Genomic DNA, 25,456 nt, shown 5'->3' with positions numbered 1-25,456 from the left:
CGCAAAAAACCCGCCGTAACGGCGGGTTTTTCTATTTAGCCTTCGGCTCGTACGGCAGGCGCGAAAACTTGTGGGATTCCGCGCGGTAGTGCGCCACGCGCTCGCGAAAATAGTCGCGCAGCGCTTCCGGTTGCTCGCGCTCCACCACTTCCGGGATCACCGGCATGTTGTAGCGCTCTTTATACGCCACGCCTGAGGCGGCGAGATCCACATTCACCCTGTCCATTTCCTCTTTGGACAGCTCGGCCAGATTGTAACCCACGCTATGCTCCTTACTTACTTTGCCGCATTGAATCTGCGCAGAAGGTAATCCACCCGGCGGCGCTTGGCAAGCCCATTACGCCGTTGCCGGGAGCGATATTTATCCGAGAGTAATGCAATCTATTTATTCTTTTAAATAAGAATGATTCGCTTTTTGATTAAAATAAAAGATGAAAATAATTATCATGTGAATTCTCAACGTGGGGTTGATATTTTAATTTATTGATATTTATGATTTTTATAATTAATGTTTGCTTGGTGTGAATAATGTGTTTTTATTTTTACGGCAGCAAGGCATAATGCGCGGAAATTAAATTCATGACCTGCAAAATAAAAGGAATCATTATGCTGACGCAAGAAATGACTCAAAAGCTGAATGAGCAACTGAATCTGGAGTTCTACTCCGCCAACCTGTATCTGCAGATGAGCGCATGGTGCAGCGATAAAGGCTTTGAAGGCGCCGCCGCATTTCTTAAAGAGCATTCTCAGGAAGAGATGCAGCATATGCAACGTTTGTTCGACTATCTGAGCGACACCGGCTCTCTGCCGCTGCTGGGCACCATCGCCGCGCCGCCGGTGGCGTTTGAGTCGCTGGCGGACGTGTTCCAGCAGACCTACGAACACGAACAGCTGATCACTCGTCAGATCAACGAACTGGCGCACGCCGCCATGACCGCACACGATTACTCCACCTTCAACTTCCTGCAGTGGTACGTGGCGGAGCAGCATGAAGAAGAGAAACTGTTCAAATCCGTGCTGGACAAGCTGGCGCTGGTGGGCACCAGCGGCAAGGGCCTGTTCTTCATCGACAAAGATCTGAAGAAAATGGGCGCGATGGGCCAGGGCGGCAACGACCAGGCCTGATCTGCACCAGAGCATCGAAAAACCGCGCGCGGGCGAGCCTGACGCGCGGTTTTTTTTACCCTGCGTTTATCGCGGTTATGCGGCGATACGTGCTGCCGGATCGCAAAATGCCAGTGATGCGCTCGACTTGCCGCGGCGTGGTCGTTATGATTTACCGCGATACGCTACAGGGATGGTAGAGTCAAAACAGCGGGTTAGCCGATACAACCCGTTTTTCTGTTTACCCGTGGCGCAATCATTGCGGTGGGTTGGGGCCGCTGATACATCGCCTTGGCTGTGGCCTTAACCCTTATGACCCTCTTTATATTGTTAAGGGATACCACTGTGATCGGTAAAATTCGTTCCTCCTGTCGCCTGCTTTCCACCGTTTTCGTTCTGTTCGTTGGCCTGTCTTCGCAGCAAGCGCTGGCGCACGCCCACCTGAAATTGGAAACGCCGAAGGCTGACGCCAGCGTCAGCCCGGCGCCGAAGGCGCTGACCCTCAGCTTCTCCGAAGGCATCGAACCAAACTTCAGCGGCGTGAAAATCACCGGCCCGGACAACGCCGTGGTGAAAACCGGCAAGCTGCAGCTCGATCCGAACAACAACACTCAGGTCAACGTGCCGATTGAAGGCGAGCTGAGCGCGGGCAAATACAACGTCAGCTGGCATGTGGTGTCGGTCGACGGGCATAAAACCAAAGGCCAGTACAGCTTCACCGTAAACTGATCGTGACTCTGGCGACCCTGTTCGTTCTGTGTCGCTTGGTGCACTTTGCGGCGGTGATGCTGATGTTCGGCATCAGTCTGTTCACCGCCTTATTGTCACCGCAGCGCCTCTCCCCGATCCTCTCCCGCGATGTGCGTCCGCTGCTGCTTGCCGGCACCTGGGTTGCCGGGCTTTCCGCCGTGGCGCTGCTGGCCATCCAGGCCGGGCAGATGGGCGACGGTTGGCAAGACGCCTGGCGGCTGGAGGTCTGGTGGGCGGTGCTCGGCACCACCTTCGGCGAAGTGTGGCGCTGGCATCTGGGCCTGACGCTGCTGGCGATCCTGGGCCTGCTGCTGCCGGAACGGCCGCGCGTACAGGCGTTGGCGCTGTGCTCGGCGCTGCTGCTGGTGAGCCTGGCGTTCATCGGCCACGCGGCGATGCATGAAGGCGCGTTGGGCGCGCTGCACCGCGCCAACCATGCGGTGCACCTGCTGGCCGCCGGTTACTGGTTCGGCAGCCTGGCGCCGCTGCTGGTTTGCCTGCGTTACCTGTCGCCGCCGCAGTGGCGCAGCGACGCCATCACCACGCTGATCCGTTTCTCGCGCTGGGGGCACCTGGCGGTGGCGGCGGTGATCGTCACCGGCATCGTCAACAGCCTGATCATTCTCGGCGGTTGGCCGCTCAACCTCGGCTCGCCTTATCAGCGCCTGCTGCTGATCAAAACCGCGCTGGTGGCGCTGATGGTGATGGTGGCGCTGGCCAATCGCTACGCCATCGTGCCGGCGATGAGCCGCGTACCGGCGCTGGCGCAGCGCGGTGTGGTGCTGGCCTGCTGGCTCGAAGTCGGGCTGGGGATGGCGGTGCTGCTGCTGGTCAGTTTATTTGCAACCTATGCGCCGGTATGACATTTCAGCTTGCCGCAACCGGCCAAGCTGCGGGAAAATCGGCGCGAATAGCAACCTTAAGGCCATCACATGAAATCGGTATTACTCGGCATTACGCTGCTGGCAACCGCGACCGGCGCGCTGGCGGCAGACAAACTGGTGAACATCACCAAACTGGAGTACGGCAAACAGTGGGCGTTCACCAAGGAAGAGGTGACGCTGCAGTGCCGCAGCGGCGGCGCGCTGTTCGTGCTGAATAACAGCACCCTGATGCAATATCCGCTCAACGACGCGGCGGAGCAGCAGGTGAAGAAGGGCCATCAGCGCGCGCAGCCGCTGGAGGTGATCCTGCTGGACGACCCTGCCGAACCGGGGAAAAAAATGAGCATGGCGCCGTTCATCGAGCGCGCCGAGAAGCTGTGCGCTGACTAACCGCTTGTTTGCCAACGTCTTGTCCAAGGTGCGCGGATTGATGCGCATTTGCCGCATAGTTATTTCGTCACGAAACTATCACGCGGCCGCCGGGCGGCTGGCAAAACTGGCGCGGTAGGCTACTCTTAAAGTGCACGGCTGAACAAGCCCTGCATTAAATGCCAACTTTTAGCGCACGGCTCTCTCCCAAGAGCCATTTCCCTAGACCGAATATAGGAATCGTATTCGGTCTTTTTTTGTGTGATTGATTTATAAGGAAATTCCACTTAAGACGCCAATAAATTTCTGGTTTCTCTTTCCAGTCGTAACACCTCAGCCCGATCTCCGGCTCCACACACCCACCGCACCTATCGCTAATTTAGCCGCACCAAAAGTCATTACGTCATTTATGGCGCTGATAAGCTCCGTTCATTGTTCCCATTATCGGTTTAACGAGAGTGGCATTATGCAGAATATCAAGGCATTAGGCGTTGTAAAAGGAAACCTGCGTTGAACGATCGGCTGAATCAGTTGAAGAGGGCGCTACCCGGCTATCTCAATGCGTGGCGTGAGGGGGCCTTACCCTCTGACTGGGGGCAGGTGGCTAATCCTGAAGTGGTTGCCGCCCTGTTGGCGGAGTGGGAGGCGCTAAGCGAGTTGGCGTCTCAGTTCGAAACCGCCACTGAAGCCCCCTCCGAACCGGCCGCCTTTTGGCAGGCGCGCGCCGAGCTGATGGCGCAGCGCAATCGTGAGCTTATGGCCCAACTGGCGACGCCAGTCCGTTTGCCCGGCGCACGGGTGGCCTTTTTTGGCTATGTGAAAACGGCCGTGATGGACGCCAGGCAGGTTAAGGCGGCGATTCGCGATGCCGGTTTTATCGTTGCGGGCGGCGCCCCCAACGAGAACACGGCTTAACGCGGTTTCTTCTCAAATTTCTCGGCAAAAAAGAACCGCAGCAATTTATGGGTCCACAGCAGGATGGCGCCAACCACCACCAGCGAGACGACGAAATGCGACAGATTTTTAGGCGCGGCGTAGCCGTGGGTAAAGGAGACCCCCGCGCCGCTGAGCAGCAGGGTGGCGATCCAGAAGCCGAGCAGCAGGCATAAGGTACGAAACAGTTTAAACATGGTTATCACCAAAAATACGGAAAGCGCCGACCGAACGGAGAGGCTCAGCCGGAGCTTTGATTAATTAAAACCGCTTAGCGCGAACAGGTATTGCCGCCTTTACTGCTATTGTTATTGCAGCTGCTGCCGCTGTTTTTGTTGCCGCCTTTCCCCATGCCGACGTTGCCGCCGCCTTTGCTGCCTTCCTTGAAGCAGCCGCCGTTGAGCGCGCCCACCGCCAGGCCGCCAAGGCCGCCCAGAGAGCCGGTGATCACGCCGTTAACGCAATCCGGCGAGGTGTGCTTGCCGTAGAATCCCTGATTGGATGACCCGCCCCCGTTCTTGTTGCCGCCGTTGTTGTTGACGCGGCCATTGCTGCTGCGGTTGTCGCCAAAGTTACCGGCGCCGGCGATCAGGTGAAAGTGTTTGGCATCGATCTCTTGCATAAAATTCCCTCTTTATCGATTCAGTTAGATTCAGTAAAGCTTGCGCAAGCCTGCTGTTTTTAACAGAAAAAATAGCGGGGGTAATTACCGGTTCGGATAAGAACAGGGGGTTTATTTTGCGATATTTTCCAGACTGATAGAGCACAGAGGAATGATATTTGGGGCGTGTGGAACCGTAGCGCTATCTGTTCTCTTGGGTCGGTTAATTTGTTAGCATGGCGCCCCTGGATGACTATTGGTGCAGTACATTGAAAATTAAAGCGTTGTTATTTGTTGCGTTGGCCGCGCTGGCCGGCTGCAGCCAGGAGGGAACCTCGATGAATCAGCCCGGAAACGAGAAAGGCGGCCAAACGGAAGTGTTGCTGGTCAACAGCGCGCTGGTGGACTGCGTGGGCGTCGGCCCGATGAAGTGCATGCAGGTGCGCCGCTCCGCGCAGCAGCCGTGGGAGTTGTTCTATACCGGCATCGAGGGTTTCACCTTCGAACCGGGCTATCAGTATCGGCTGAAAGTGCGCGTCACCCCGGTGGAGAACGTACCGGCCGACGCCTCATCGCTGCGTTACACGCTGATTGAGCAGCTGGAAAAGCACAAGGCGTAATGGATCTATCTCGTCACCACCAAATGGCGTTTCATTTGGTGGTGACGTTTTCAGGAAAGTTTGTCTTTTTTCTTTCTTTTGGAGGATTCGAAAGTGGCGAAGGCATGTGCAAGAGCAAACCCCAGCGCACAGTAGCGTAGAGGCCAATTCTCTTTAGCCCATGTTTCAGAGTCAGCAATAAACATCGTGTTGCCGTTGGCAAAAAGGGTAAATTGCCAGCAAAGGATTAAAAAGCATATCGTAACCAGAACGACATAACCCTTGGAACCCAGAGACGGTCTGAAGACGTATTTCACGGCCAGACAGGCCGCGGCAGCGAGAGTAGAAAAAATATAATATAAAGTCGGTTCCATCACTGTTCCTGGCTGCTTTTATAAATGGAATTAATGGTTGAGACATCTGCACCACCTTCAAGCATCAAGCTGGCTCTTCCCATGTTCCTCCAACCGCGAATATAGTCTGTATTGATGTAACGAAATAATCGCCAGGCTTCGGGTTTCAGCGACAGTTTTAGTAAACCATAGCCTGATAACAGTAAGTCTACGCCACCTAACGCCATGTCTGCTGCGGAATGGGAATAGCCTAGCGTTGAAGCCGCAGAGCGGTACATCATTCGGCCTGGACCAATAGTATTCTTGCCAAATAACAGCGTATAACCGTTTTCGTAGACATTATTGATGCCATTGATTAAAAGTAACGTTCCTGGAATGGCACCGACGCCAGTCCAATCCAAGCCCACGCCGAGTAAAATTTGTGCTATTCCCGAGAGGAAGCCAACGCCGGCTAACACGTAGGTCACTACGGCGTCATGATTGACTTTCTTTCTCATTACGGCATAAGGCGTCACGGCGTCAGTTCGCAATAAGCGCTCTTGCTCAGAAAGCGATTGATATTCTTGCTTCATTTCTCTCATTGCAACATTCGCCGCTTCACCTGCTTGTTGGCATTTTTGCAATTTATCATTCACAAAGCAGTGCATCTCATGTCTGAAGGCATTACCGACTGTCCGGTCTTTTAAAAAGTCCCTATTAACGCGTTCTGATAGTTCTAAAAGCATACGTCCTTGTTGGCGAGCCATCGTTTGCGAGTAGGTATTTAAACGTTCTTTTAGTAACAGTGGATTATCCATTTTTCTTTGTTCCTCCCTGGATTTCGACCGAAAAACAGCCACACCATAACGCAACGCCAGAAGCTTGATCAACTTTCGCTGATTTGAAGAGGGAAAGCTTGAACTCGTTGAGGGGACGAGGCGTGGCGTGTGAAGACATCACGATGCGGAGTTGGGCAACCCTGAACCATCGACTTAACTGGTCTGTTCACTGCGCTTGTTTTCGCACTTTCTTAAGTATATCGAGAAAATCAGGTATATTGTCCTTCGGTTTTTAGCTACCAAGAAAAAATTACTATGATTATCAAACCTAAAATTCGTGGTTTTATCTGCACCACCGCTCACCCGGCAGGCTGTGAAGCCAACGTCCGTGAGCAAATCGCCTACGTTAAGTCACGCGGCGAACTGAAAAACGGGCCTAAAAAGGTGCTGGTCATTGGTGCATCCACCGGTTACGGTCTGGCCTCGCGCATCAATGCCGCTTTCGGCAGCGGTGCGGCCACCATCGGCGTATTTTTCGAGAAGCCTGGCAGCGAAGGCAAAACCGGTTCCGCCGGTTGGTACAACTCCGCCGGTTTCGACAAGGCAGCTAAAGAAGAAGGCCTGTACGCGAAAAGCATCAACGGCGACGCATTTTCCAACGAGTGCCGTCAGACCGTGATCGATCTGATCAAAAAAGACCTGGGTCAGGTTGACCTGGTGGTTTACTCGCTGGCTTCGCCGGTGCGTAAGATGCCGGAAACCGGCGAAGTGGTGCGTTCCGCACTGAAGCCGATCGGCGAGCCATACAAATCCGTCGCGCTGGACACCAACAAAGACGTGCTGGTTGAAGCCGTGGTCGAGCCGGCCAACGAGCAAGAAATCGCCGACACCGTGAAGGTGATGGGCGGCCAGGACTGGCAGCTGTGGATGGACGCGCTGGACGAAGCGGGCGTGCTGGCGGATAACGCGCAGTCGGTCGCTTACTCCTACATCGGTACCGATCTGACCTGGCCAATTTACTGGCACGGTACGCTGGGCAAGGCGAAAGAAGATCTGGATCGCGCAGCGCACGCCATCAACCAGAAGCTGCAGGCCAAAGGCGGCGCGGCTTACGTTGCGGTGCTCAAGTCGGTAGTGACTCAGGCTTCCTCCGCCATTCCGGTGATGCCGTTGTATATCTCTATCGTGTTCAAAATCATGAAGGAGCAGGGCATTCACGAAGGCTGCATCGAGCAGATCCAGCGTCTGTTCGCCACCAAGCTGTACAGCGGTGCGGCGCCGGATACCGACGAGAAACACCGTCTGCGCCTGGATGACTGGGAACTGCGTGACGAAGTGCAGGAAACCTGCCGTAAAATCTGGCAGCAGCTGAACGACAACAACATCAACGAACTGACCGATTACCAGGGCTACAAGGCGGAATTCCTGCGCCTGTTCGGCTTCGGTCTGCAGGGCGTTGACTACGACGCCGATCTGAGCGGCGAAGCCAATTTCGATGTGATCGAGCTGGTCTAAGCGCGTCGAGCGGTCAAACAAGGTCGGGTTAGCCCGGCCTTTTTTATTGCCTGCGAATTATCGGGTGGCTAAGCGAAAATGTTTATTTCGGGTTAACAGAGGAACCGGGTGGTTAACATCGGCAGTCGGATGGTGAAATAACGGCGGTTATTAAACTAAAGAAAGTCATTTTTTATTTACCCTTGCCGCCGGCTGCGGGTATTTTATTTCCTTTAAGGAGAAAGCTATGACATGGCGTTATTGTGCCACGGTATCGTTGTTTTTGTTGAGCGGCTGCAGCGCGATCCAGCCAACGTCGACGTCCCCGGACTGGTCTCAGCCTCAGCCGGCCACGCGGGAACAGCGGCAACGCATCATGGCGGGTGAGTCTGCCTCGTCGGTATTGCATGAAGGTAATATCGGTATTGGCGGTACGTTAGATGGGTCGAAAATATTCGATCGTTAAACCGCTAAATATATTCAGCCAAATTAATGCGCGCATTCTGCCGATATTGTCGGAGGGTTTACCTTTCCTGCGTTATTCTGCCGTGGCTTGACCATTCATTGCGTTAGCAGACAATTCGTTTTCCTTATAGGGAACCGCCGGTTTATTTCGGCGTAATCAAAGGAGTTGCCCATGACGAAGAACATGGCCGCGATCTTTCTCTTGCTGTTGCCGCCGCTAAGCCAAAGCGCCAGCGCAGCGCGCTACGACAGGCCGTGCGAAGGAGTGTCGCCGGTGCTGTTTCAAAAGCGCCTGAAAGCGCTGGCGCAGGATCTGCGTCAGGAAATGAGCGAGGAAGCGCCGCCGACAGAGCGCGATGCGGAAGAGCTGGCGCGGTTGGCGGAGTGCGCTATCGAGCCCGGCAAAGCGCCCGTCACCGGCGGGCAGCGCGTCTCCCGTTCAGAGGAAAAGCCGACGGCATCGCCGAACGGTTGCTGAGCCGGCGTGCGCGCAGAGTCTAGCGATGTAATGTAAAAGGAGTCATTGATGAAAAGGATCGTGTTGGCCGGCGTGGCCTTGTGTTGTTCCAGCTTCGCGCAGGCGCGGGTGGATCTGGAATACCATGCGGCGGCGCCGAAGGACAGTAAGGTCACCGAGGAGTACCAGAAAAAGCGCGACGCATTGCGCCACAAGGTGTGGAATGTCGATAACCTGACGCTGGCCAACGAGCAGGCGATTGCACGCGAACAGCAGCGCGAAGCCGCTGAGACCGCCGAGCGGCAGCAGCGGAACCTGGAACAGCAGCAGAAAAAGCAGCGCTGCCTGCGCAGACACTCGAAAGATCCTCATCCCGAGGCGAAGTGTTACATGCACAACTTCTAACCTTTAACGTCCGGGCGCTTTCTGCGCCCGACGTCGTTTAGGCCGGGCGGCAATGCTCTTTCAGCATGGCGATCGCGTCCGGTTTCAGCTGATACAGATAGACCGGCCGGCCGGTGGCGCCGTACAGAATACGGGTGCCGAGGATGCCGCTTTCCGCCAGATAGATGAGGTACTTGCGGCAGGACACCCGCGAAATGCCAATGGCGTTGGCCAGATTGTCGGTAGAGAATTCGCTGTCGTGCTGCTGTTCGATCCACTCGCACACCGTGCTCAGGGTGATGCTGGTCAGGCCCTTCGGCAGCTTTTTGCTCTCCTGGCCGCCGGGCTGGCGGCGCAACAGGCTGTCGACGTCGGCCTGCGAAAACTCGCGTTGCGCCAAGAGCTGTGACTGTTGCCGGTAGTGGCTCAGCGCCTCCTTGAAGCGGCTGAACTGGAACGGCTTGATCAGATAATCCACCACGCCGTAGTGCAGCGCTTTTTGCACCGTGTTCACGTCGCTGGCGGAGGAGATGATGATCACATCGGTCTTTTCGCCGAGTTCGCGCAGGCCGGGCAGCAGATCCAGCCCGTTCTCCTGCTGCATGTAAATATCCAGCAACACCAGATCGATGCTGACGCTGGCGTCGGCCAGCTGGGCACGCGCCTGGCTCAGGGTCGCGACCGTCGCCTGGCAGTGAAAACCGCCGACCTGGCTCAGGTAGTATTTATTCAGCTCCGCCACCATCGGGTCGTCGTCGACAATCAGTACGTTAATCATGGGCTCTGCTCTTGGCCTGATAGGGAAGGTGCACGAAAAATTGGGTCAGCTCGCCCGGTTCGGATTCGAAATCGATGCTGCCGCCCAGTTTCTCCAGATGGCTGCGGATCAGCGCCAGGCCGATGCCGCGTCCCGTTCCCTTGGTGGAAAATCCGTGTTCGAAGATGCGCGCGCCGATCGCCGGATTTATGCCGGGGCCGTCGTCGCTGACGATACAGTGTAATTGATCGTCGTGATGATGGAAGCTCAGGCCGATCTCGTGGCCCTCAACACCGTCGATGGCGTCGATGGCGTTTTCGATCAGGTTGCCGAGCACGCTGATCAGCACGTGGGTGGTTTCCGCATCGTCGGTTTCCGGCAGCAGGCTGTTTTCCTCGATGGTCAGTTCGATGCCGGCCTCGTGGGCGCGGCTGATCTTGCCGATGAAGAAGCCCGCCACCTCCGGCGAATGGATCTTGCGCAGCAGCGCGCCGATCTCTTCCTGATAGTTGCTGGCGGTGTTGATGATGTAGTTTTCCAACTGCTGATAGGCCTTCATATGCAGCATGCCGAGTATCACATGCAGCTTGTTCATAAATTCGTGCGACTGCACCCGCAGGGCGTCGGCGTAGTGCGCCATGCCGCTCAGCCGCTGCAGCAGGCGGCTGATCTCGGTCTTGTCGCGGAAGGTGGCGATGGCGCCGGTCACCTGGCCGTTGACGATCACCGGCACGGTATTGGTCAGCAGTTCGCTGCCGTTGAAGCTGATCTGCCGATCGCGCAGCGGTTCGCCGCTGGCCAGCACCTCCGCCAGATGCAGCTGCGCCGGCCAATGTTTGCTGGCGGCTTCCAGCAGCAGGTTTTCCACCGGCCCGCTCTGGCGCAGCAGGCGCTTGGCTTCGTCATTGACGATGGTGATGCGGGATTCATTATCGACCGCGATCACGCCTTCTTTAATCGATTGCAGCATGGCGTTGCGCTGTTCGAACAGGTTGGAGATTTCGTAAGGCTCGAAACCCAGCATGATGCGTTTGAGCGCAGAGACCAGGAAAAAGGTGCCCAGGCTGCCGACCAGGGCGGCGAAGGCGATGGTCCAATAGATGATCCATCGGCTTTCCGCCACCACCCGCTGCACGGTGTCCAGCGCGATGCCGAGCGCCACCACGCCGATTTGTTTTTTCTGATCGTCATACACCGGCACGAACACCCGCAGCGCCGGAGCCAGCGTGCCGCGGTTGATGGCGCTGTTGACGTTGCCTTGCAGCGCGGGCGCCAAATCGTCGCCGATAAAATGCTTGCCGATCAGCCAGGGTTTAGGGTGCGAATAGCGGATGCCCTGCATATCCACCACCACCACGAACAGCAGCTCGTTTTGATGGCGCACCTGCTCGGCGAAGCGCTGAATGGCGCCGCTGTGATCGCGCCGCTGCAGGCCGTCGATCACGGTGTTGGAGAGCGCCAGCGTGTTGGCGACGGCGATGGCTTTTTGCTGCAGCTGATCTTGCCCCTCGCGGCTCATCTGCACGAAAAACAGCGCGAACACCACCAGCAGCACCGAAGCGATGATGGCGGACACCATCAGCGTGATGGAGGTGCTCAGCTTGAGCGGCACCCGTTGTTTTGGCATGGCGGTTCTCCGAATGGCGATATCACGGCGTATTCTAGCGAGGAATGCGGCAAGCTGCAGTTACCGGCAGCAGGTTATAGCACGCTGCCGGGGTGCGGAGGGGTTATTTTAGTTACAAAAGCGGGTTACTGCTGGTGGTAGATCTCCAGCGCCTGTTGGCCGCTGGCGCCCTGATGGATGATCGCCATCAGGGCGCGCACCACCTGCGACGGATTGCTGTGTTGATAGACGTTGCGGCCATAGACCATGCCGGAGGCGCCCTGGGCCATCAGCGCGGCGGATTTCTCCAGCACCGGGCCCAGCTCTCCCTTGCCGCCGCCGCGCACCAGCGTCGGGCAGCGCGCCGCTTCCACCACGCGGTGAAAATCTTCCACCCGATCGGTCGGATCGGCCTTGATGATGTCGGCGCCCAGCTCGCGCGCCAGCCGCACCAGCGGCACGATTTTCTCCACGTCACCCAGCGATCCGTAGGCGGCGCCCTGGCCGGCCGGGGCCATCACCAGCGGTTCGATCATCAGCGGCATGGCGTAGCGATCGCAGGCGTGGCGCAGGCGGCCGATGTTTTCTACGCACTGGCGGAAAATGCCGGGTTCATCCGGGATCATATAGAGGTTGACCACCACCGCGGCGGCGTCCATTTGCAGCGCGGCCAGGATCGGCGCTTCCGGGTTGTGCAGCACCGCCCACATTTCGCGGTGGCGTGCGGCGTTATAGGCGTTGCCGACGTCGGTGCGCATCACCAGCGCCGGTTTTTCGCGCTGCGGCGCGCGCTGCAGCAGATCCGCCTGCCCGTAGTTGACCTGAATCGCGTCGGGGCGCGCGGCGATCAGGTTGCCCATCACCCGTTCGATATCTTCCAGCCCGATTAAAAAATCCGGTTCGTTGGCGATGCCGTGATCGATCGCCACATCCAGGCACTTGCCGTTGTTGAACAGGCGGTTCATCCGCACCTTACTGCTGAGCTGCATGTCAGGTCCTCCTGAGATAGGGATATGTCCATTATTGCCGAGTAAGGATGGTCGGGAAACGCAGAAACCGCAAACTGCGCGCCCGCTCGCAGTTTTTGCCGGCGCACGAAAGGGGAACGCTCGCGGGCGGCTTTCATTTCATTTGTTAGATCCGTGTCATGTTTTTGTTAATAAGCCATTCCAAAACGCATGTTTCGCTTGTTTGGGTTAAAAAGTTTCAATAGTCTAAATTATGAAATAAACATTTAAAAAAGCGGCGAGGACGCGGCTTGCTCCACCAGGGGTTTATTTCAATTGATTGTTTTTAATCTATTTTGAGATATCGATCACCATTTTGTTCACGGCCTTAATACGGCGATAACGCGGTAATTTCGCCGTATCAAAGGGATAACACCGACCGTATTGTTGTTTGAATGTAAAAAATATTTTTCATTAGCTGTCAACCAACAGACCTCTTCATTCTAACGATTAAAGGGTAACGAACATGAAGCTGAAGAAATTGATCGCCGCCTCGGTACTGATGTGCATGCTGCCGGCCAGCGTGTTGGCGAAAGACATCAAGATCGGCGTTTCCATGGCTTACTTCGATGACAACTTCCTCACCATTCTGCGCCAGTCGATGCAAAGCAAAATGAAGGCCGACGGCAACGTCAGCGGCCAGTTCGAAGACGCCAAGGGCGACATCGCGCAGCAAATTCAACAAATCGAAAACTTCGTCAGCCAGGGCGTCGACGCCATCATCCTCAACCCGGTGGATACCCAGGGCGTCAAGCCGATGATCAAACTGGCCGAGAACGCCAAGATCCCGCTGGTGTTCGTCAACCGCAAGCCGGAAGTGACGCTCCCGGCCGGCATGGCCTACGTCGGCTCCGATTCCAAGCTGGCCGGCAAACTGCAGATGGAAGCGTTGGCCAAGCTGATGAACGGCAAGGGCAACGTGATGATCCTGATGGGGGAACTGTCGAATGAATCGACCCGTGACCGCACCCGCGGCGTGGAAGAGGTGGCGGCCAACTATCCCGGTATCAAGATTGTCGATAAGCAAACCGCCAAGTGGACGCGTAAAGATGCGGTGGATATCACCACTGACTGGGTGCTGACCGGCCAGCAGATCGACGCTATCGCTTCCAACAACGACGAAATGGCCATCGGCGCCATCCTGGCGCTCAAGCAGGCTAAAAAGTCCGGCGTGCGGGTGGCCGGCGTGGATGGCACGCCCGATGCGCTGGAATTCATCAGAAAAGGCGATCTGGCGCTGAGCGTGTTCCAGGACGCCAAAGGCCAGGGCGAGGGTGCGGTGCAGACCGCCGTTCAACTGGTGAAAGGCGAGAAAGTGGAGAGCAACGTGCTGATCCCTTACCAGCTGATCACCCAGGCCAATTACCAGCAATTCGCCGATAAAAACAAGAAATAAGCCTTGAAGCCCGCCGCGGGCGCCGGTGTGGGGCGAGCGCGGCGGAAAACGTGGGTCAGTGCGGAGGTAAGCGGTATGTACCCTTATGTTCTTGAGGCCGAAGGCATCAGCAAGCAGTTCCCCGGCGTCAAAGCGCTGGATAAGGTCTCGATTAAAATCAAACCCGGCAGCGTGCACGCGCTGATGGGGGAAAACGGCGCAGGCAAATCGACGCTGATGAAATGCCTGATCGGCATCTACCACCCGGATGAAGGCTCGATAAAAATCAAAGGCCGGCCGGTGACCTTCAGCGACACGCTGCAGGCGCTGCATTCGGGCATTTCCATGATCCACCAGGAGCTGAACCTGGTGCCTTATATGACGGTAGCGGAAAACATCTGGCTGGGGCGCGAGCCGGCGCGGTTGGGGTTCGTCAACCACGAGCAGCTGAACGAGAACACCCGCGAGCTGCTGGCGCGGCTGAACATCAAACTGCAGCCGGACACGCTGGTGGGCGAACTGAGCATCGCCAACCAGCAGATGGTGGAGATCGCCAAGGCGGTGTCCTACAACGCCGACGTATTGATCATGGACGAACCGACCTCGGCGCTGACCGAAGGTGAAGTGGTGCACCTGTTCGCCATCATCCGCGAACTGCGCGAGCAGGGCAAAGGCATCATCTATATCAGCCACAAGATGGACGAGATCTTCGCCATCACCGACGAAGTGAGCATTTTCCGCGACGGCACTTTCATCGCCTGCGACAAGACCGAAAATCTGACCAAACAGTCGCTGATCACCATGATGGTGGGGCGTGAACTGACGCAGATGTTCCCCAAATTCAACAACAATATCGGCGAGGAAGTGCTGCGGGTGGCGGGGCTGCGCCGCAGCGGCTGGTTCCACGACGTGTCGTTCAGCGTCAAACGCGGCGAGATCCTCGGCGTCGCCGGGCTGGTGGGCGCCGGGCGCAGCGAAGTGATGGAAAGCCTGTTCGGCATGCACCCGGCGGAAGGCGGCGAGATCTTTATCGAGGGCCAGGCGGTGAAGGTCGATTCCCCGGCGAAGGCGATCGAGAGCGGGTTGGCGTTCCTCACCGAAGACCGCAAAAAATCCGGCCTGTTTTTGGTGCTGTCGGTGGTCGAGAACATGAGCATCGTCAACCTGTCGGAATACATCGGCAAGAACGGTTTCGTCAGCCACGTGCAGATGGCCAAAGACTGCATGGATCAGATCAAAAAGCTCAACATCAAAACGCCGACCATGGATCAGATCATCAATAACCTCAGCGGCGGCAACCAACAGAAGGTGCTGATTGCGCGCTGGCTGCTGGCGCAGCCGAAAATCCTGATCCTCGACGAACCGACGCGCGGCATCGACGTGGGAGCCAAAGCGGAAATCTACCGCCTGATCAGCGAGCTGGCCAACCGCGGCGTCGCCATCATTCTGGTCTCCTCCGAGCTGCCGGAGATCCTCGGCATGAGCGACCGGGTGATGGTGATGCACGGCGGCCGCATCACCGGCATTTTGGACAAAGACGACGCGGACCAGGAAAAGATCCTGGCGCTGGCCTCAGAATAACGAAGGGTGAACATCATGAGTAACGTAAAGATTGAGAAGCCGCTCTCCGCCGATTCAACGAGCAAGGGAACGCTGTTCTCCGGGCTGAGCGGCAAAATGCCGAAGGATACCGGCATCTTCATCGTGATGCTCGGCATCGCGCTGGTCTTCGAAATCCTCGGCTGGTACATGCGCGATCAGTCGTTCCTGCTTAACCCGAACCGCCTGCTGCTGATCGTGCTGCAGGTGGCGATCATCGGCATCATCGCGGTGGGCGTCACCCAGGTGATCATCACCACCGGCATCGATCTCTCCTCCGGTTCGCTGATTGCGCTGACTGCGGTGGTGGCGGCCAGCCTGGCGCAGACCTCGGACAGCATTTCGCCGATGTACCCGGGGCTGCTCGATCTGCCGGCGGCGATCCCGATCGGCGCGGGGATTGGGGTGGGCATTGTCTGCGGCTTTATCAACGGCTTCCTGATCACCCGCACCGGCATTCCGCCGTTCATCGCCACGCTGGGGATGATGGTATCTGCGCGCGGTCTGGCGCAGTACTACACCAAGGGTAACCCGGTCAGCTTCCTGTCGGACGGCTTCACGTCAATCGGCCAGGGCGCGATGCCGGTGATCATCTTCCTGGTGATTGCGGTGATCTTCCATATCGCGCTCAAACACACCCGCTACGGCAAATACATCTACGCCATCGGCGGCAACATGACCTCGGCGCGGGTGTCCGGCATCAACGTCAACAAATATCTGGTGACGGTTTACACCATCGCCGGCGGGTTGGCGGGACTGGCGGGCGTGGTGCTGGCGGCGCGCGTCAGCAGCGGCCAGTCGAGCATGGGGATGTCGTACGAGCTGGACGCCATCGCCGCGGCGGTGATCGGCGGCAGCAGCCTGATGGGCGGCGTCGGGCGCATCACCGGCACGCTGATCGGCGCGGTGATCCTCGGCCTTATCAAAAGCGGCTTCACCTTTATCGGCGTCGATTCTTACATTCAGGACATCATCAAAGGCGTGATTATCGTCGCCGCCGTGTCGATCGACATGCGTCGCAACCGCAAGAAACACTGATTGCCGTGAATTGCCGCCGGCGCCAGGGTTGGCCGGCGGTGTTTTTTTACCGGGGGGCACATCATGAATTACCTGAAAGGGCTGTGGCTGGCGGTGGCGCTGTGTGCGTCCACCCCGGCATGGGCGCAAACCATCGGCGTATCGATGGCCTATTTCGACCAGAACTTCCTCACCATTATCCGCCAGGCGATCGACAAGGAGGCCAAGGCGCGCGGCATTACCGTGCAGTTCGAGGACGCGCGCGGCGACGTCGGCCGCCAGACCGACCAGGTGCAAAGCTTTATCAGCGCCGGGGTGGACGCGATTATCGTCGATCCGGTCAACTCGGCCAGCACGCCGGTAATGACCAAAATGGTGCAGGCCGCCGGCGTGCCGCTGGTGTACGTGAACCGCACGCCGGGCGACGCCAAACTGCCTCAGGGCGTGGTGTTCGTCGGCTCCGACGAGCGGGAGTCCGGCACGTTGCAAATGGAAGAGTTGGCGCGGCTGGCCAACTATCAGGGCAACGTGGCGGTGATGATCGGCAACCTGACCGACGCCGGCGCGCTGCAGCGCACCAAAGACGTGGAGCAGGTGGTGGCCAAATACCCGAACATGAAGGTGGTGCAGAAGCAGAGCGCCAACTATTCACGCAGTGAAGGCATGGATCTGATGATGAACTGGCTGACCAACGGCGAAGCGATCGACATCGTCGCCGCCAACAACGACGAGATGGCGATCGGCGCGATCATGGCGCTGCAGCAGGCGGGCAAGGCGGACAAGAAAGTGCTGATCGGCGGCATTGACGCCACGCCGGACGGCCTCAAGGCGCTGGCCTCCGGCAAGATGCAGGTCACGGTGTTCCAGGACGCGATCGGCCAGGGCAAGGCCTCGGTCGAGGTGGCGCAGCGCATGATCAACGGCGAAAAGCTTGAACCGTATTACTGGATCCCGTTCGAGCTGGTGACGCCGGCCAATCAGGAGAAATACGCGGCCAAACCGTGAGTTCGCCGTCGGATCCGCGTTGCCGGGGCGCTGCTTGCAGCGCCTTTTTTATTGCGCCAATTGCATGTCCGCTTGCGGCCAGCGCGGCGTCGAACCTTGCCTCACACTGAGGATCTTTAAACAGCGTGAGGATGAGCGATGAACGCATTAAACGGCAAGGTGGCGGTGATCGGCGGCGCCAGTTCAGGGATCGGCAAAGCGGCGGCGCTGCTGTTCGCCCGGCAGGGGGCGGCGCTGGTGTTGGGCGCCCGGCGCGCGCCGCTGTTGGCCGAGCTGGTGGAGGACATTCGGCGCGAGGGCGGCCGGGCATTGGCGGTGGCGGGTGACGTGCGCGATGAAGCCTTCGCCGAACGGCTGACGGCGACGGCGGTCGACGAATTCGGCGGCCTGGATATCGCCTTCAACAACGCCGGCACGTTGGGGCCGCTGGGGCCGTCGCTGGCGCTCAGCGCGTCAGAATGGCGCGAGGTGCTGGAAACTAACCTGTCCAGCGCCTATTACGGCGCCAGGCATCAAATTCCCGCCATGCTGGCGCGCGGCGCGGGCTCGGTGATCTTCACCTCCACGTTCGTCGGCCACACCGCGGCGTTTCCCGGCACGGCGGCCTATGCGGCCGGCAAATCGGGGCTGATCGGCCTGACGCAGGCGCTGGCGGTGGAGTTTGGCGGGCGCGGCATTCGGGTGAACGCGCTGCTGCCGGGAGGCACCGATACGGCGATGGGGCGGCAGATGAGCAATACCCCGGAAGCCTTGGCGCAGGTGGCCGACCTGCACGCGCTGAAGCGGCTGGCGATGCCGGAGGAGATCGCGCAGGCGGCGCTGTATTTGGCGTCTGACGCTTCCTCATTTGTCACCGGCACCGCGATGCTGGTGGACGGCGGCGTGTCCATTCAGCGCGGCTGAGGTTGGCATGGCCCGTGGCCTGGCGCCACGGGCATACGGGAGAGCGTTACCAGCCTTTGACGGCGTCGCCCTTGTAGATTTCGGCGGCGCTGGCCGCCACTTCGTCGGTCTGATAGGCCTTGACCAGATCCTTCACTTTCTCGCTGTCTTTGTTGTCGATGCGGCTGGCGAAAATGTTGACGTAAGGCGAGTTTTTGTCTTCGACAAACAGCCCGTCCTTGGCCGGCGACAGGCCAATCTGGCTGGAATAGTTGGTGTTGATGATCGCCAGCGTCACCTGTTGGTCGTCCAGCGCGCGCGGCAGCTGCGGCGCTTCAATCTCGACGATCTTCAGCTTTTTCGGGTTGCTGACGATATCCAGCGCGGTCGGCAGCAGGCCGACGCCGTCTTTCAGGGTAATCAGCCCCTGTTTTTGCAACAGCAACAGCGAGCGGCCCAGGTTGGTGGGATCGTTCGGCACCGCCACCTGCGCGCCGTCCGGCAGCTGGCTGAGTGCGGTTATCTTCTTCGAATAGCCGGCGATCGGGTAGACGAAGGTGTTGCCCACCGCCGCCAGCTTGTAGCCGCGCTCCTGCATCTGCTTGTCCAGATACGGTTTGTGCTGGAAGGCGTTGACGTCCAGATCGCCGTTGTTCAGCGCTTCGTTCGGCAGCACGTAGTCGTTGAAGGTCACCACCTCCACGTCCAGATCGTATTTCTGCTTGGCGACCTTTTGCACCACCGCCCACAGCGACTGATCGATACCGGCGCTGATGCCGACCTTGATGTGGTGATCGTCCTGTGCGGTCGGGCCGCAGGCGGTCAGCAGCAGCGTGCCGGCGGCGGCCAGCGCCAGGGTGAGGTTTTTCAGCGTAAATGTCATTTTCCCAGGGTCCTTGTCAACATTGCCTGCTAATTTTGGCGGGCAGAATAGTGGCAGTGACTGTAGGTAATCGCTGGGCTAAAACAAAATACTGATTCACTATGACTCATAGCGATTAGCTATGAGCGGCCGCCGCTCCGCGCGGTGCGGATTGTTTTGACGGCGAATCGGCGGGCTTATTATGATAGCCGTTGGCCCGCGAGGGCAGACTGGGTACTGAAACGAAGGAATAGACAATGCGATTGAACACTTGGAGCAAGGCGCTGCTGCCGCTGGTGGTGTTGGCCTGCGTCTCGGCGACTCAGGTTCGGGCGGCGGAGAGCGATACCGGGCCGATCCCCAAACAGCTGCTGGGCAACTGGCGCGTCAGCAAGATCGTGCCGACCCAAACCACCGGCTGCTGGGATCAGCAGCAGGCGCAGAGCCTGATCGGCGGCAAAATCAGTTATAAAGCGGACGCCTTCAGCTGGAACGGCACGGCGCTGAAAAGCGAAGGGGCCACCGTCAGCACCGTAGAAGCGCAGGAGTTCGTCGAGGACAACGCCGGCAGCAGCTCCTACATCGATTTCCCGATGCTGGGCATCAGCACGCCGTCGGTCGAGCGCGTGGCCATTCAGCACGCGGATACCGTCATCAAAGGTATCACCGATCAGGGCACCGATGGGGTGCCCGGCGATAACGTGCTGGTGAAAGACGCCAATACGCTGATCCTGTCGCTGTGCAACGTCTGGTTTGAGGCGCAGCGCGAGAAATAATTTTTTGCCTTCAGCCCCGGCGACGGGGCTTTCCCACTGCATCACCTCCCGCCACGAGCGCCATTTCTGAACTAAAATTAATCATAACGATATGACCCCAGCGTGATATCGGAGCCTCGGCTCAACCGAGTCCATGACAGGAGGCGCTATGTGTTACCACCATATTGTCATCGCCACCGATCTGAGCGATGACGGCAAACGGCTGGTCGAAAAAGGGGCGTTGCTGGCGGAGGCGCTGCAGGCCAAACTCTCGCTGATCTATGTGGACGTCCACTACGACACCTACCACGCGGCGATCGGCTTTTCGGAGCGCAGTTATGACGGCGTGCCGTTCGAAGAGAAGATCCGCAAAGAGCTGGAACCCACCACGCAAAACGTCAATTATCCGATCGCGGAAGTGATTATCGGGCGCGGCGGCTTCGTTGACGAACTGCGCACGGCGGTCGTGGACAAGAACATCGATCTTCTGGTGTTCGGCCATCACCACGATCTGTGGAGCAACCTGTTTTCTTCTACCCGCAACGCCATCAACCAGCTGAATATCGACGTGCTGGTGATCCCGATCCGATCATAAACGCGGGCCACCGCCGGGCAACGATGGCGGTGGCCGCCGCGGCTTATTGCGTGAAGAAGTCGTTATACAACATGTACAGATGCGCCGCGCTCCAGGAGAAGTTCGGCGCGCCTTGCTGTTTGCCGGTGAGCGGGTTGTAGTTCTCGCGGATCGGCCCGTCGGCGACCAGGCCGTCGGCGTGGCGGAAGAAGGCCTGCGCCATCGCTACCGCGTCGTCGCGATAGCCGTAGCGTTCCATGCCCTTGAGGCCGAAATACAACTGATCGACCCACACGCGGCCGCGCCAGTAGATGTCCGCGCCGAACGCCGGGTTGGTCAGCGCCGCGGTGCCGAGCGGCACGTAGGTATTGAACTCGCGCGGATCCTTCATCACCCTGACCACCGCATCGGCGTGCGTCTGGCTGGCGGCGCCGTTGAACAGCGGCGACCAGCCTTCCGGCCCTTTGCCGCGTTCGACGATCGGTTTGCCGGCGCAGCCGTTGGCCAACGGCCAGCTTTCGATGCGGATGTCGTAGAAGAAACCGCTCTGCTTGTCGAACATGCAGGTGTTGATGTAGGCCGCCAGCCGGTCGGCTTTGGCGCGGAAGGCGGCGGCTTCCGCGCCGCGGCCCAGAATATCGGCCATCTCCGCCAGGTAGCGGTTATCGCTGTACATATAGCTGGCCTGATCCACCGACTCCTGCAGCAGCGAGTAGCCGAGCAGCGTGCCGTCCGGCGCGCGGTTTTCGGCGAATTTCACCTGCCAGTCTTCGCGTTTGCCGCCCTGCGCCACGTAGCGCGCCAATTGATCCGGATCGATAAAGCCGAATACCGCCGCATCGTCACGGCCCGACTCCCAGGAGGCGGCGGTCTGCGCCGGGATCGCGATGCTGTCGTAATGCCCCTCGCGCACGATGCGATCGTAGTTGTCGAGGCCGGCCAGCGTTTGCTCGCGTTGCCCGCGTTTGACGGTAAACAGCATGCGCCCGTCGGGAGTATTGTGCGCTTTGTCACGGGTGGCGCCGTACTCCGGCACGCCGTTGCCGTTGTGATCGCGGTTGCGCAGCCACCAGTCATGGTAAGCCACCAGCTTCGGGTACATCTCCGCCAGCCAGCCCTTATCGCCGGTGACGCGATAGACCTCCATCACCGCCCAGGCCGCCAGGCTCGGCTTGGTGTTGCGTTCGTTCCAGTTGCCGCCGTCGCCGCCGCGCTCCGGGCTGGGGTTGTAGGCGATAAGGTCGGGCAGGAAACCGGCGTCCCACGGCCGCAAAGCGTCGCCCGGCCGGATCTGGTAGGCGAACACCGCGCGAATGTTGTCCTTGGCCACGTCCGGGTTGAAGTGCGCCATGGCGTAGGCCTGTTTCCAGGTGTCCCACGGCCAGGTCTGGTTGCCGGAGAACCAGCGCCCGGTGACCGACGGGGTGACCGAGTCGAACTTCATCGCCCCGGCGGCGCCGCGCCAGTTGCCGTTCAGCGTTTCTATCGCTTTGACCGCCACACGCGTTTGTTCCGCCGTGGCGTGCGGGTTGCGGAGCCCGGCGGCGAGATAGCGTTCCCAACGCTGGGCCGATGCGGCCATATAGCGCTGCGGGTGAGCGAGGATGTCGGCGATAGCGCGCTGTTCGCGCTGCGCCTCGTCGGCGGTGAGCAGGTGCGAATAGGTGGTGTACAGCGTGGTGGTGCCGGCGATGCGCGCCGTGGCGCGGAAGCGGTGGCCGTCGACCGTGGTGCGCTGCGGCAGCGATTTATGGATCTGATACTCGGACTGGCCGGAGGTCATCAGCTGCGACGGCGCACGCACCTTGCCGAAGGTGACGCGCAGGCCGTCCGCCGTCGGCACAATGCGGCGCGTGTAGTCCGGAAACGCCTGTTCGAGGGTCGCCGGCGGCTGCGGTTTTTGCTCTTTGGCCGCGTAGCGCTCCAGCAATTCGCCATCCCACACCAGCTCCAGCGGCGCATCGGTGATAATTTGCGTCTCCAGCAGCGAGGTGCGCGCACTGGCGAAGCGCAGCGTCAGGTTGACGGTCACCCCCGGCGCGCTGAGCCGTTGCACCAGGGCGCCGGGCAGGCTGTAGGCCGTCATGGTGAAAGACACCGGCTTGCCGTTGCGATACACGCTGAGCCGATCGAAATTGTTGGCCATAAAGTTGATGTATTCTTCGGTCAGCAGTGCCGGGCCGGGGAAGCCGCCCATGCCTTCCGGGCCGCTCGGCAACAGGTGGCCGTGCCAGGCGCCGAGATCGAAGAACGGGTTGAAGCGTTGATGATCGTCGAAGTCATAATCGAGCATAAAATGCGGCGCGCCGTGGCGATCGATAACGTTTGGGTAGCGTTCGGCCAGTGGGGCAGTGGGCGTTTTCGGCGCGCAGCCCGCCAGCGTCAGCGCGAGGGTGAGGGCGGTGGCCAGCGGCGTCAGGGGAGTCATGTTCATCGTAGGGGCCTCAACGGTTACCAATAGAAATATTGCATCAGAAACACCGAGTTGCTGGCGCCGGTGCTGTCATTGCGCATAAAGAATTTGCTGTCCAGCGCGGTGGCCAGCTTACCGCCGGCATATTCGTACCAGACGCCGAACTGGGCGTAGGAGGTGGCGGTATCCGCCGCGTTATCAAACCGGTGGCGGGCGTAGCTGTAGGCGGTGGAGAGGTACAGCCCTTTGGCGGTTTCCGTCATCGCGCTGAGCATCAGGCCCGATTCGCTGCCGGGATGGCCGCCGCTGTCGCCTTTGCCGGTGTGGTGCCAGACGCGGCCGGCCAGGTGTTTGCCGCGCAGCCCCAGCAGAAACAGCTGCCCCAGGCCGTCGGTCACCTCCAGGCCGTTCAGCAGCGTCAGACCGTCTTGCAGATCGTACTGGGTGTAGCCGTTGATCATCGCCCGGTAGGTGTATTTGTCGGAGTAGCGGTCGTATTTGCCGAAGTGCAGCAGCGCCTTGCTCTCGTCGATGCGGCTTTCCGGCGCCGCCGTCACGCTGTAGCGAAAGCGCCCGGTCAGGTTTTGCAGCTTGGCGGCGTAGCTGAGATCGCGGGTATTGGGGATCACGTAGCCGTACTCCGGCGTGAAGTCGCCCCACCATTGCAGATCGTCGAGCGACGAGTCGTTGCGTACGCTGAGCATCATCTCGGTGCCGTCATCGGTGCGGTAACCGCCGTAGAAACGGTTCAGGCCCCCCTCGAAGCCGCCCCAGCCGTGTCCGGGCGTCCAGGCGTGGCCTTGACTGTCCGCCTGCACGGTCCAGCCCTCGCCGTAAATCAGGCCGAACCAATGGCCCTGTTTGATCTCGAGGCCGCCTTCGATGTAGGTGCCGTCGCTGTATTTATGTTGATGTTCGCCGTTCAAATAGACGCTGCCGCCGATGCCGAGCTCGCCGTAAAAGCGCAGGGCGGTCGCGGCGGTTTCGGGCAACGGCGGCGGCGGCAGCTGATTGCGCTCCGCCGGGGTAACGGGTTCCTGCGCCGCCCAGACCGGCGCGCTGAGTATCAGTAACAAGGGCAACAGGGCGTGATGATTTATTGATGTCATGGGGCATGTGCCTGGTGTTGGATGGATCGGTGCGTCAGTCGAACGGCGGCTCACGCAAGGTCGCTCCCGGCTCCTTGGGAGAAGAGATAAAGTCCGCCCGGTCGCGGGCGGTAAACGGCAGGTATATTAGTAAAATATTTAGTAAAAAATACGCTTTAATCAGTAAATCGTTAACTTGATCACAACGGGTGAAATGGGTATCTTTCGCTGCAGGCGCCCGGCAGCGGTCTGTATGAGCGAGCGCTGGCCCGGTCTGGGAAGAGAGGGGCGGGCGGCACTGTACGTTGCGCCGCTATCCGATTAAGCTACCGTTTTTCGTCTGTGCATTGGGACTCTATGGCCACACTGAAGGAAATTGCTGAAGCCGCTAATGTGTCCGTCGCCACCGTTTCGCGCGTGTTGAATGACGACCCCACCCTGAGCGTGAAGGCGCAAACCCGCCAGAAGATCCTGGAAGCGGCGGAGCGCCTCGAATACAAGGTGGCGCCTTCCAAACGGCAAAGCGGACATCGCCTGCATTTCGCCGCGCTGTTCACTTATACGCAGGGTGTGGAGATCAACGATCCCTATTACCTGGCGATGCGCTACGGCATCGAAACGCAGTGCGAAAAACTGGGCGTGATGCTGAGCGCCGGTTACGACTTTACCGGCGACAAGGCGCTGCCGGCGGCCGACGGCCTGCTGGTGATCGGCCGGCCACAGCCTGCGCTGTATGAGCAGCTCAGGCAGCAGGAAACGCCGGTGGTGTTTATCGACGGCGTGGTGGACGATGAGCGTTTCGACTGCGTCAATGTCGACCTGTACAAGATCAGCCGCAAGGTGATCGATTACTTCATCGGCCGCGGCTATCAGCGCATCGGCTTTATCGGCGGGCGCGACCATCCGGCCGGCATCGACCAGCGCGAGCAGGCGTTCGTCGAGTATGGCCGGCAGCAAAACGTGGTGCGGCCGCAGGATATTTACCACGGCGATTTCAGCAGCCAGTCGGGCTACCAGTGCGCCAAAGCGATGTTGCAGAGCAAGAATGGCTATCCGCCGGCGCTGCTGGTGGCGACCGATTCGATCGCCATCGGCGTGCTGCGCGCGCTGCATGAACACGGCATTCAGGTGCCGGGGCAGATCGCGTTAATCAGCGTCAACGACATTCCCACCGCCCGTTTTATTTTCCCCGCCTTGTCCACGGTGCGCATCCCTTCGGAAACCATGGGCGCACAGGCCGTCAACCTGCTGGCGGAGCGGCTGCGCGATGAGCGCGCGGTCCCGCTGTCGATCTTCGTTCCCAGCTCGCTGCAGCTGCGCGACACCACCGTCGCCTGACCGGCCCCCGCCTCGGCGGGGGGCGTT

The 25,456-nt window shown here is 59.1% G+C and carries 28 protein-coding genes; 17 read left to right on the top strand and 11 right to left on the bottom strand.

The genetic code is table 11. The features are described from left to right. Positions 1-31 precede the first annotated feature (31 nt). Positions 32-262, bottom strand: coding sequence for a DNA polymerase III subunit theta (locus tag ACMGF9_RS14110; RefSeq protein ID WP_016928156.1), 231 nt, complete (start codon positions 260-262; stop codon positions 32-34). A gap of 344 nt (positions 263-606) precedes the next feature. Between ACMGF9_RS14110 and ftnA the strand changes: the two genes are divergently transcribed. The 5 genes from ftnA (at position 607) to ACMGF9_RS14085 (ending at position 4,022) form a co-directional block, all read left to right on the top strand. Next, complete coding sequence (gene ftnA / locus ACMGF9_RS14105) at positions 607-1,125, top strand: non-heme ferritin (RefSeq protein ID WP_015377481.1); 519 nt, start codon at positions 607-609, stop codon at positions 1,123-1,125. A 324-nt stretch (positions 1,126-1,449) separates the two neighbouring features. Continuing rightward, entirely contained in the window at positions 1,450-1,833 is a 384-nt protein-coding gene (gene yobA / locus ACMGF9_RS14100) for a CopC domain-containing protein YobA (protein WP_240437446.1), read from the top strand. Positions 1,834-1,835: 2 nt separating this feature from the next. Next, positions 1,836-2,717 (top strand): copper homeostasis membrane protein CopD, encoded by an 882-nt coding sequence (copD, locus tag ACMGF9_RS14095; protein WP_031300111.1) that lies wholly within the window; start codon positions 1,836-1,838, stop codon positions 2,715-2,717. Positions 2,718-2,786: 69 nt separating this feature from the next. After that, positions 2,787-3,128, top strand: coding sequence for a YebY family protein (locus ACMGF9_RS14090; RefSeq protein WP_004940890.1), 342 nt, complete (start codon positions 2,787-2,789; stop codon positions 3,126-3,128). 489 nt (positions 3,129-3,617) lie between these two features. After that, positions 3,618-4,022 carry a hypothetical protein gene (locus tag ACMGF9_RS14085; RefSeq protein WP_015377537.1) on the top strand — a complete coding sequence of 135 codons (405 nt, stop codon included), beginning with the start codon at positions 3,618-3,620 and terminating at the stop codon, positions 4,020-4,022. Here ACMGF9_RS14085 and ACMGF9_RS14080 read toward each other — a convergent pair. Further along, positions 4,019-4,237 (bottom strand): hypothetical protein, encoded by a 219-nt coding sequence (locus ACMGF9_RS14080; RefSeq protein WP_004940942.1) that lies wholly within the window; start codon positions 4,235-4,237, stop codon positions 4,019-4,021. The two genes, ACMGF9_RS14085 and ACMGF9_RS14080, sit on opposite strands and share 4 nt — an antisense overlap. 74 nt (positions 4,238-4,311) lie before the next feature. Next, positions 4,312-4,662 carry a hypothetical protein gene (locus ACMGF9_RS14075; protein ID WP_004940946.1) on the bottom strand — a complete coding sequence of 117 codons (351 nt, stop codon included), beginning with the start codon at positions 4,660-4,662 and terminating at the stop codon, positions 4,312-4,314. Positions 4,663-4,910: 248 nt separating this feature from the next. Here ACMGF9_RS14075 and ACMGF9_RS14070 point away from each other — a divergent pair, with 248 nt between their 5' ends. Beyond that, a complete protein-coding gene (locus ACMGF9_RS14070) occupies positions 4,911-5,261 on the top strand; it encodes a DUF4377 domain-containing protein (protein WP_118892134.1) in 351 nt (116 codons plus the stop codon). A gap of 50 nt (positions 5,262-5,311) precedes the next feature. On the opposite strand, the gene ACMGF9_RS14065 is transcribed toward ACMGF9_RS14070, so the two are convergent. Continuing rightward, on the bottom strand, positions 5,312-5,614 hold the full coding sequence (locus tag ACMGF9_RS14065) for a hypothetical protein (RefSeq protein ID WP_042784229.1): 303 nt from the start codon (positions 5,612-5,614) through the stop codon (positions 5,312-5,314). Next, positions 5,614-6,390 carry a DUF4225 domain-containing protein gene (locus tag ACMGF9_RS14060; protein ID WP_414160291.1) on the bottom strand — a complete coding sequence of 259 codons (777 nt, stop codon included), beginning with the start codon at positions 6,388-6,390 and terminating at the stop codon, positions 5,614-5,616. The genes ACMGF9_RS14065 and ACMGF9_RS14060 overlap by 1 nt, the downstream gene beginning before the upstream one ends. Before the next feature lie 276 nt (positions 6,391-6,666). On the opposite strand from ACMGF9_RS14060, the gene fabV reads away from it, so the two are divergent. The 3 genes from fabV (at position 6,667) to ACMGF9_RS14045 (ending at position 9,172) form a co-directional block, all read left to right on the top strand. Continuing rightward, entirely contained in the window at positions 6,667-7,866 is a 1,200-nt protein-coding gene (gene fabV / locus ACMGF9_RS14055; RefSeq protein WP_118892133.1) for an enoyl-ACP reductase FabV, read from the top strand. A 616-nt stretch (positions 7,867-8,482) separates the two neighbouring features. Further along, on the top strand, positions 8,483-8,788 hold the full coding sequence (locus ACMGF9_RS14050; protein ID WP_118892131.1) for a hypothetical protein: 306 nt from the start codon (positions 8,483-8,485) through the stop codon (positions 8,786-8,788). Positions 8,789-8,836: 48 nt separating this feature from the next. After that, positions 8,837-9,172 (top strand): hypothetical protein, encoded by a 336-nt coding sequence (locus tag ACMGF9_RS14045; protein WP_004940957.1) that lies wholly within the window; start codon positions 8,837-8,839, stop codon positions 9,170-9,172. Positions 9,173-9,209: 37 nt separating this feature from the next. On the opposite strand, the gene dcuR is transcribed toward ACMGF9_RS14045, so the two are convergent. The 3 genes from dcuR to ACMGF9_RS14030 all read right to left on the bottom strand — a co-directional run bounded on the left by dcuR (position 9,210) and on the right by ACMGF9_RS14030 (position 12,503). Continuing rightward, a complete protein-coding gene (gene dcuR / locus ACMGF9_RS14040; RefSeq protein ID WP_118892130.1) occupies positions 9,210-9,929 on the bottom strand; it encodes a two-component system response regulator DcuR in 720 nt (239 codons plus the stop codon). Continuing rightward, positions 9,922-11,535, bottom strand: coding sequence for a sensor histidine kinase (locus ACMGF9_RS14035; protein ID WP_076740328.1), 1,614 nt, complete (start codon positions 11,533-11,535; stop codon positions 9,922-9,924). The genes dcuR and ACMGF9_RS14035 overlap by 8 nt, the downstream gene beginning before the upstream one ends. A gap of 125 nt (positions 11,536-11,660) precedes the next feature. Beyond that, on the bottom strand, positions 11,661-12,503 hold the full coding sequence (locus ACMGF9_RS14030) for a class I fructose-bisphosphate aldolase (RefSeq protein WP_015377543.1): 843 nt from the start codon (positions 12,501-12,503) through the stop codon (positions 11,661-11,663). A gap of 484 nt (positions 12,504-12,987) precedes the next feature. Here ACMGF9_RS14030 and ACMGF9_RS14025 point away from each other — a divergent pair, with 484 nt between their 5' ends. The 5 genes from ACMGF9_RS14025 (at position 12,988) to ACMGF9_RS14005 (ending at position 18,420) form a co-directional block, all read left to right on the top strand. Then, on the top strand, positions 12,988-13,917 hold the full coding sequence (locus tag ACMGF9_RS14025) for a sugar ABC transporter substrate-binding protein (RefSeq protein ID WP_015377544.1): 930 nt from the start codon (positions 12,988-12,990) through the stop codon (positions 13,915-13,917). Positions 13,918-13,992: 75 nt separating this feature from the next. Further along, complete coding sequence (locus tag ACMGF9_RS14020) at positions 13,993-15,477, top strand: sugar ABC transporter ATP-binding protein (RefSeq protein WP_015377545.1); 1,485 nt, start codon at positions 13,993-13,995, stop codon at positions 15,475-15,477. Positions 15,478-15,492: 15 nt separating this feature from the next. Beyond that, the gene (locus ACMGF9_RS14015) at positions 15,493-16,533 is read left to right on the top strand and encodes an ABC transporter permease (RefSeq protein ID WP_004940978.1); all 1,041 of its coding nucleotides are present in this window, start codon (positions 15,493-15,495) and stop codon (positions 16,531-16,533) included. A 63-nt stretch (positions 16,534-16,596) separates the two neighbouring features. Continuing rightward, positions 16,597-17,517, top strand: coding sequence for a sugar ABC transporter substrate-binding protein (locus ACMGF9_RS14010; RefSeq protein WP_004940980.1), 921 nt, complete (start codon positions 16,597-16,599; stop codon positions 17,515-17,517). A gap of 138 nt (positions 17,518-17,655) precedes the next feature. Then, the gene (locus ACMGF9_RS14005) at positions 17,656-18,420 is read left to right on the top strand and encodes an SDR family oxidoreductase (protein ID WP_004940984.1); all 765 of its coding nucleotides are present in this window, start codon (positions 17,656-17,658) and stop codon (positions 18,418-18,420) included. 46 nt (positions 18,421-18,466) lie between these two features. Here the strand turns inward: ACMGF9_RS14005 and metQ are convergent, their stop codons facing one another. After that, positions 18,467-19,282, bottom strand: a complete 816-nt coding sequence (gene metQ, locus ACMGF9_RS14000; RefSeq protein WP_015377546.1) for a methionine ABC transporter substrate-binding lipoprotein MetQ — start codon at positions 19,280-19,282, stop codon at positions 18,467-18,469. Between the two features lie 236 nt (positions 19,283-19,518). On the opposite strand from metQ, the gene ACMGF9_RS13995 reads away from it, so the two are divergent. Together ACMGF9_RS13995 and ACMGF9_RS13990 are read left to right on the top strand one after the other, a co-directional pair. After that, positions 19,519-20,037 carry a hypothetical protein gene (locus ACMGF9_RS13995; protein WP_004940990.1) on the top strand — a complete coding sequence of 173 codons (519 nt, stop codon included), beginning with the start codon at positions 19,519-19,521 and terminating at the stop codon, positions 20,035-20,037. A gap of 148 nt (positions 20,038-20,185) precedes the next feature. Continuing rightward, positions 20,186-20,611: a universal stress protein gene (locus tag ACMGF9_RS13990; RefSeq protein WP_015377548.1), complete on the top strand. Its 426-nt coding sequence runs from the start codon at positions 20,186-20,188 to the stop codon at positions 20,609-20,611. A 43-nt stretch (positions 20,612-20,654) separates the two neighbouring features. Here the strand turns inward: ACMGF9_RS13990 and ygjK are convergent, their stop codons facing one another. Together ygjK and ygjJ are read right to left on the bottom strand one after the other, a co-directional pair. Next, positions 20,655-23,024: an alpha-glucosidase gene (gene ygjK / locus ACMGF9_RS13985; protein WP_118892129.1), complete on the bottom strand. Its 2,370-nt coding sequence runs from the start codon at positions 23,022-23,024 to the stop codon at positions 20,655-20,657. A gap of 17 nt (positions 23,025-23,041) precedes the next feature. Then, positions 23,042-24,112: a protein YgjJ gene (gene ygjJ, locus ACMGF9_RS13980; RefSeq protein WP_021504841.1), complete on the bottom strand. Its 1,071-nt coding sequence runs from the start codon at positions 24,110-24,112 to the stop codon at positions 23,042-23,044. A gap of 336 nt (positions 24,113-24,448) precedes the next feature. On the opposite strand from ygjJ, the gene ebgR reads away from it, so the two are divergent. After that, positions 24,449-25,429, top strand: a complete 981-nt coding sequence (gene ebgR, locus ACMGF9_RS13975; RefSeq protein ID WP_118911577.1) for a transcriptional regulator EbgR — start codon at positions 24,449-24,451, stop codon at positions 25,427-25,429. The last annotated feature ends 27 nt before the right edge of the window (positions 25,430-25,456 follow it).

The sequence above is a fragment of the Serratia sp. BNK-23 genome, from assembly GCF_047456145.1.
In the GTDB taxonomy this organism is placed as follows: domain Bacteria; phylum Pseudomonadota; class Gammaproteobacteria; order Enterobacterales; family Enterobacteriaceae; genus Serratia; species Serratia nematodiphila.
The sequence above is the reverse complement of the archived record's forward strand: the minus strand, read 5'-3'. Positions and strand labels throughout refer to the sequence as shown.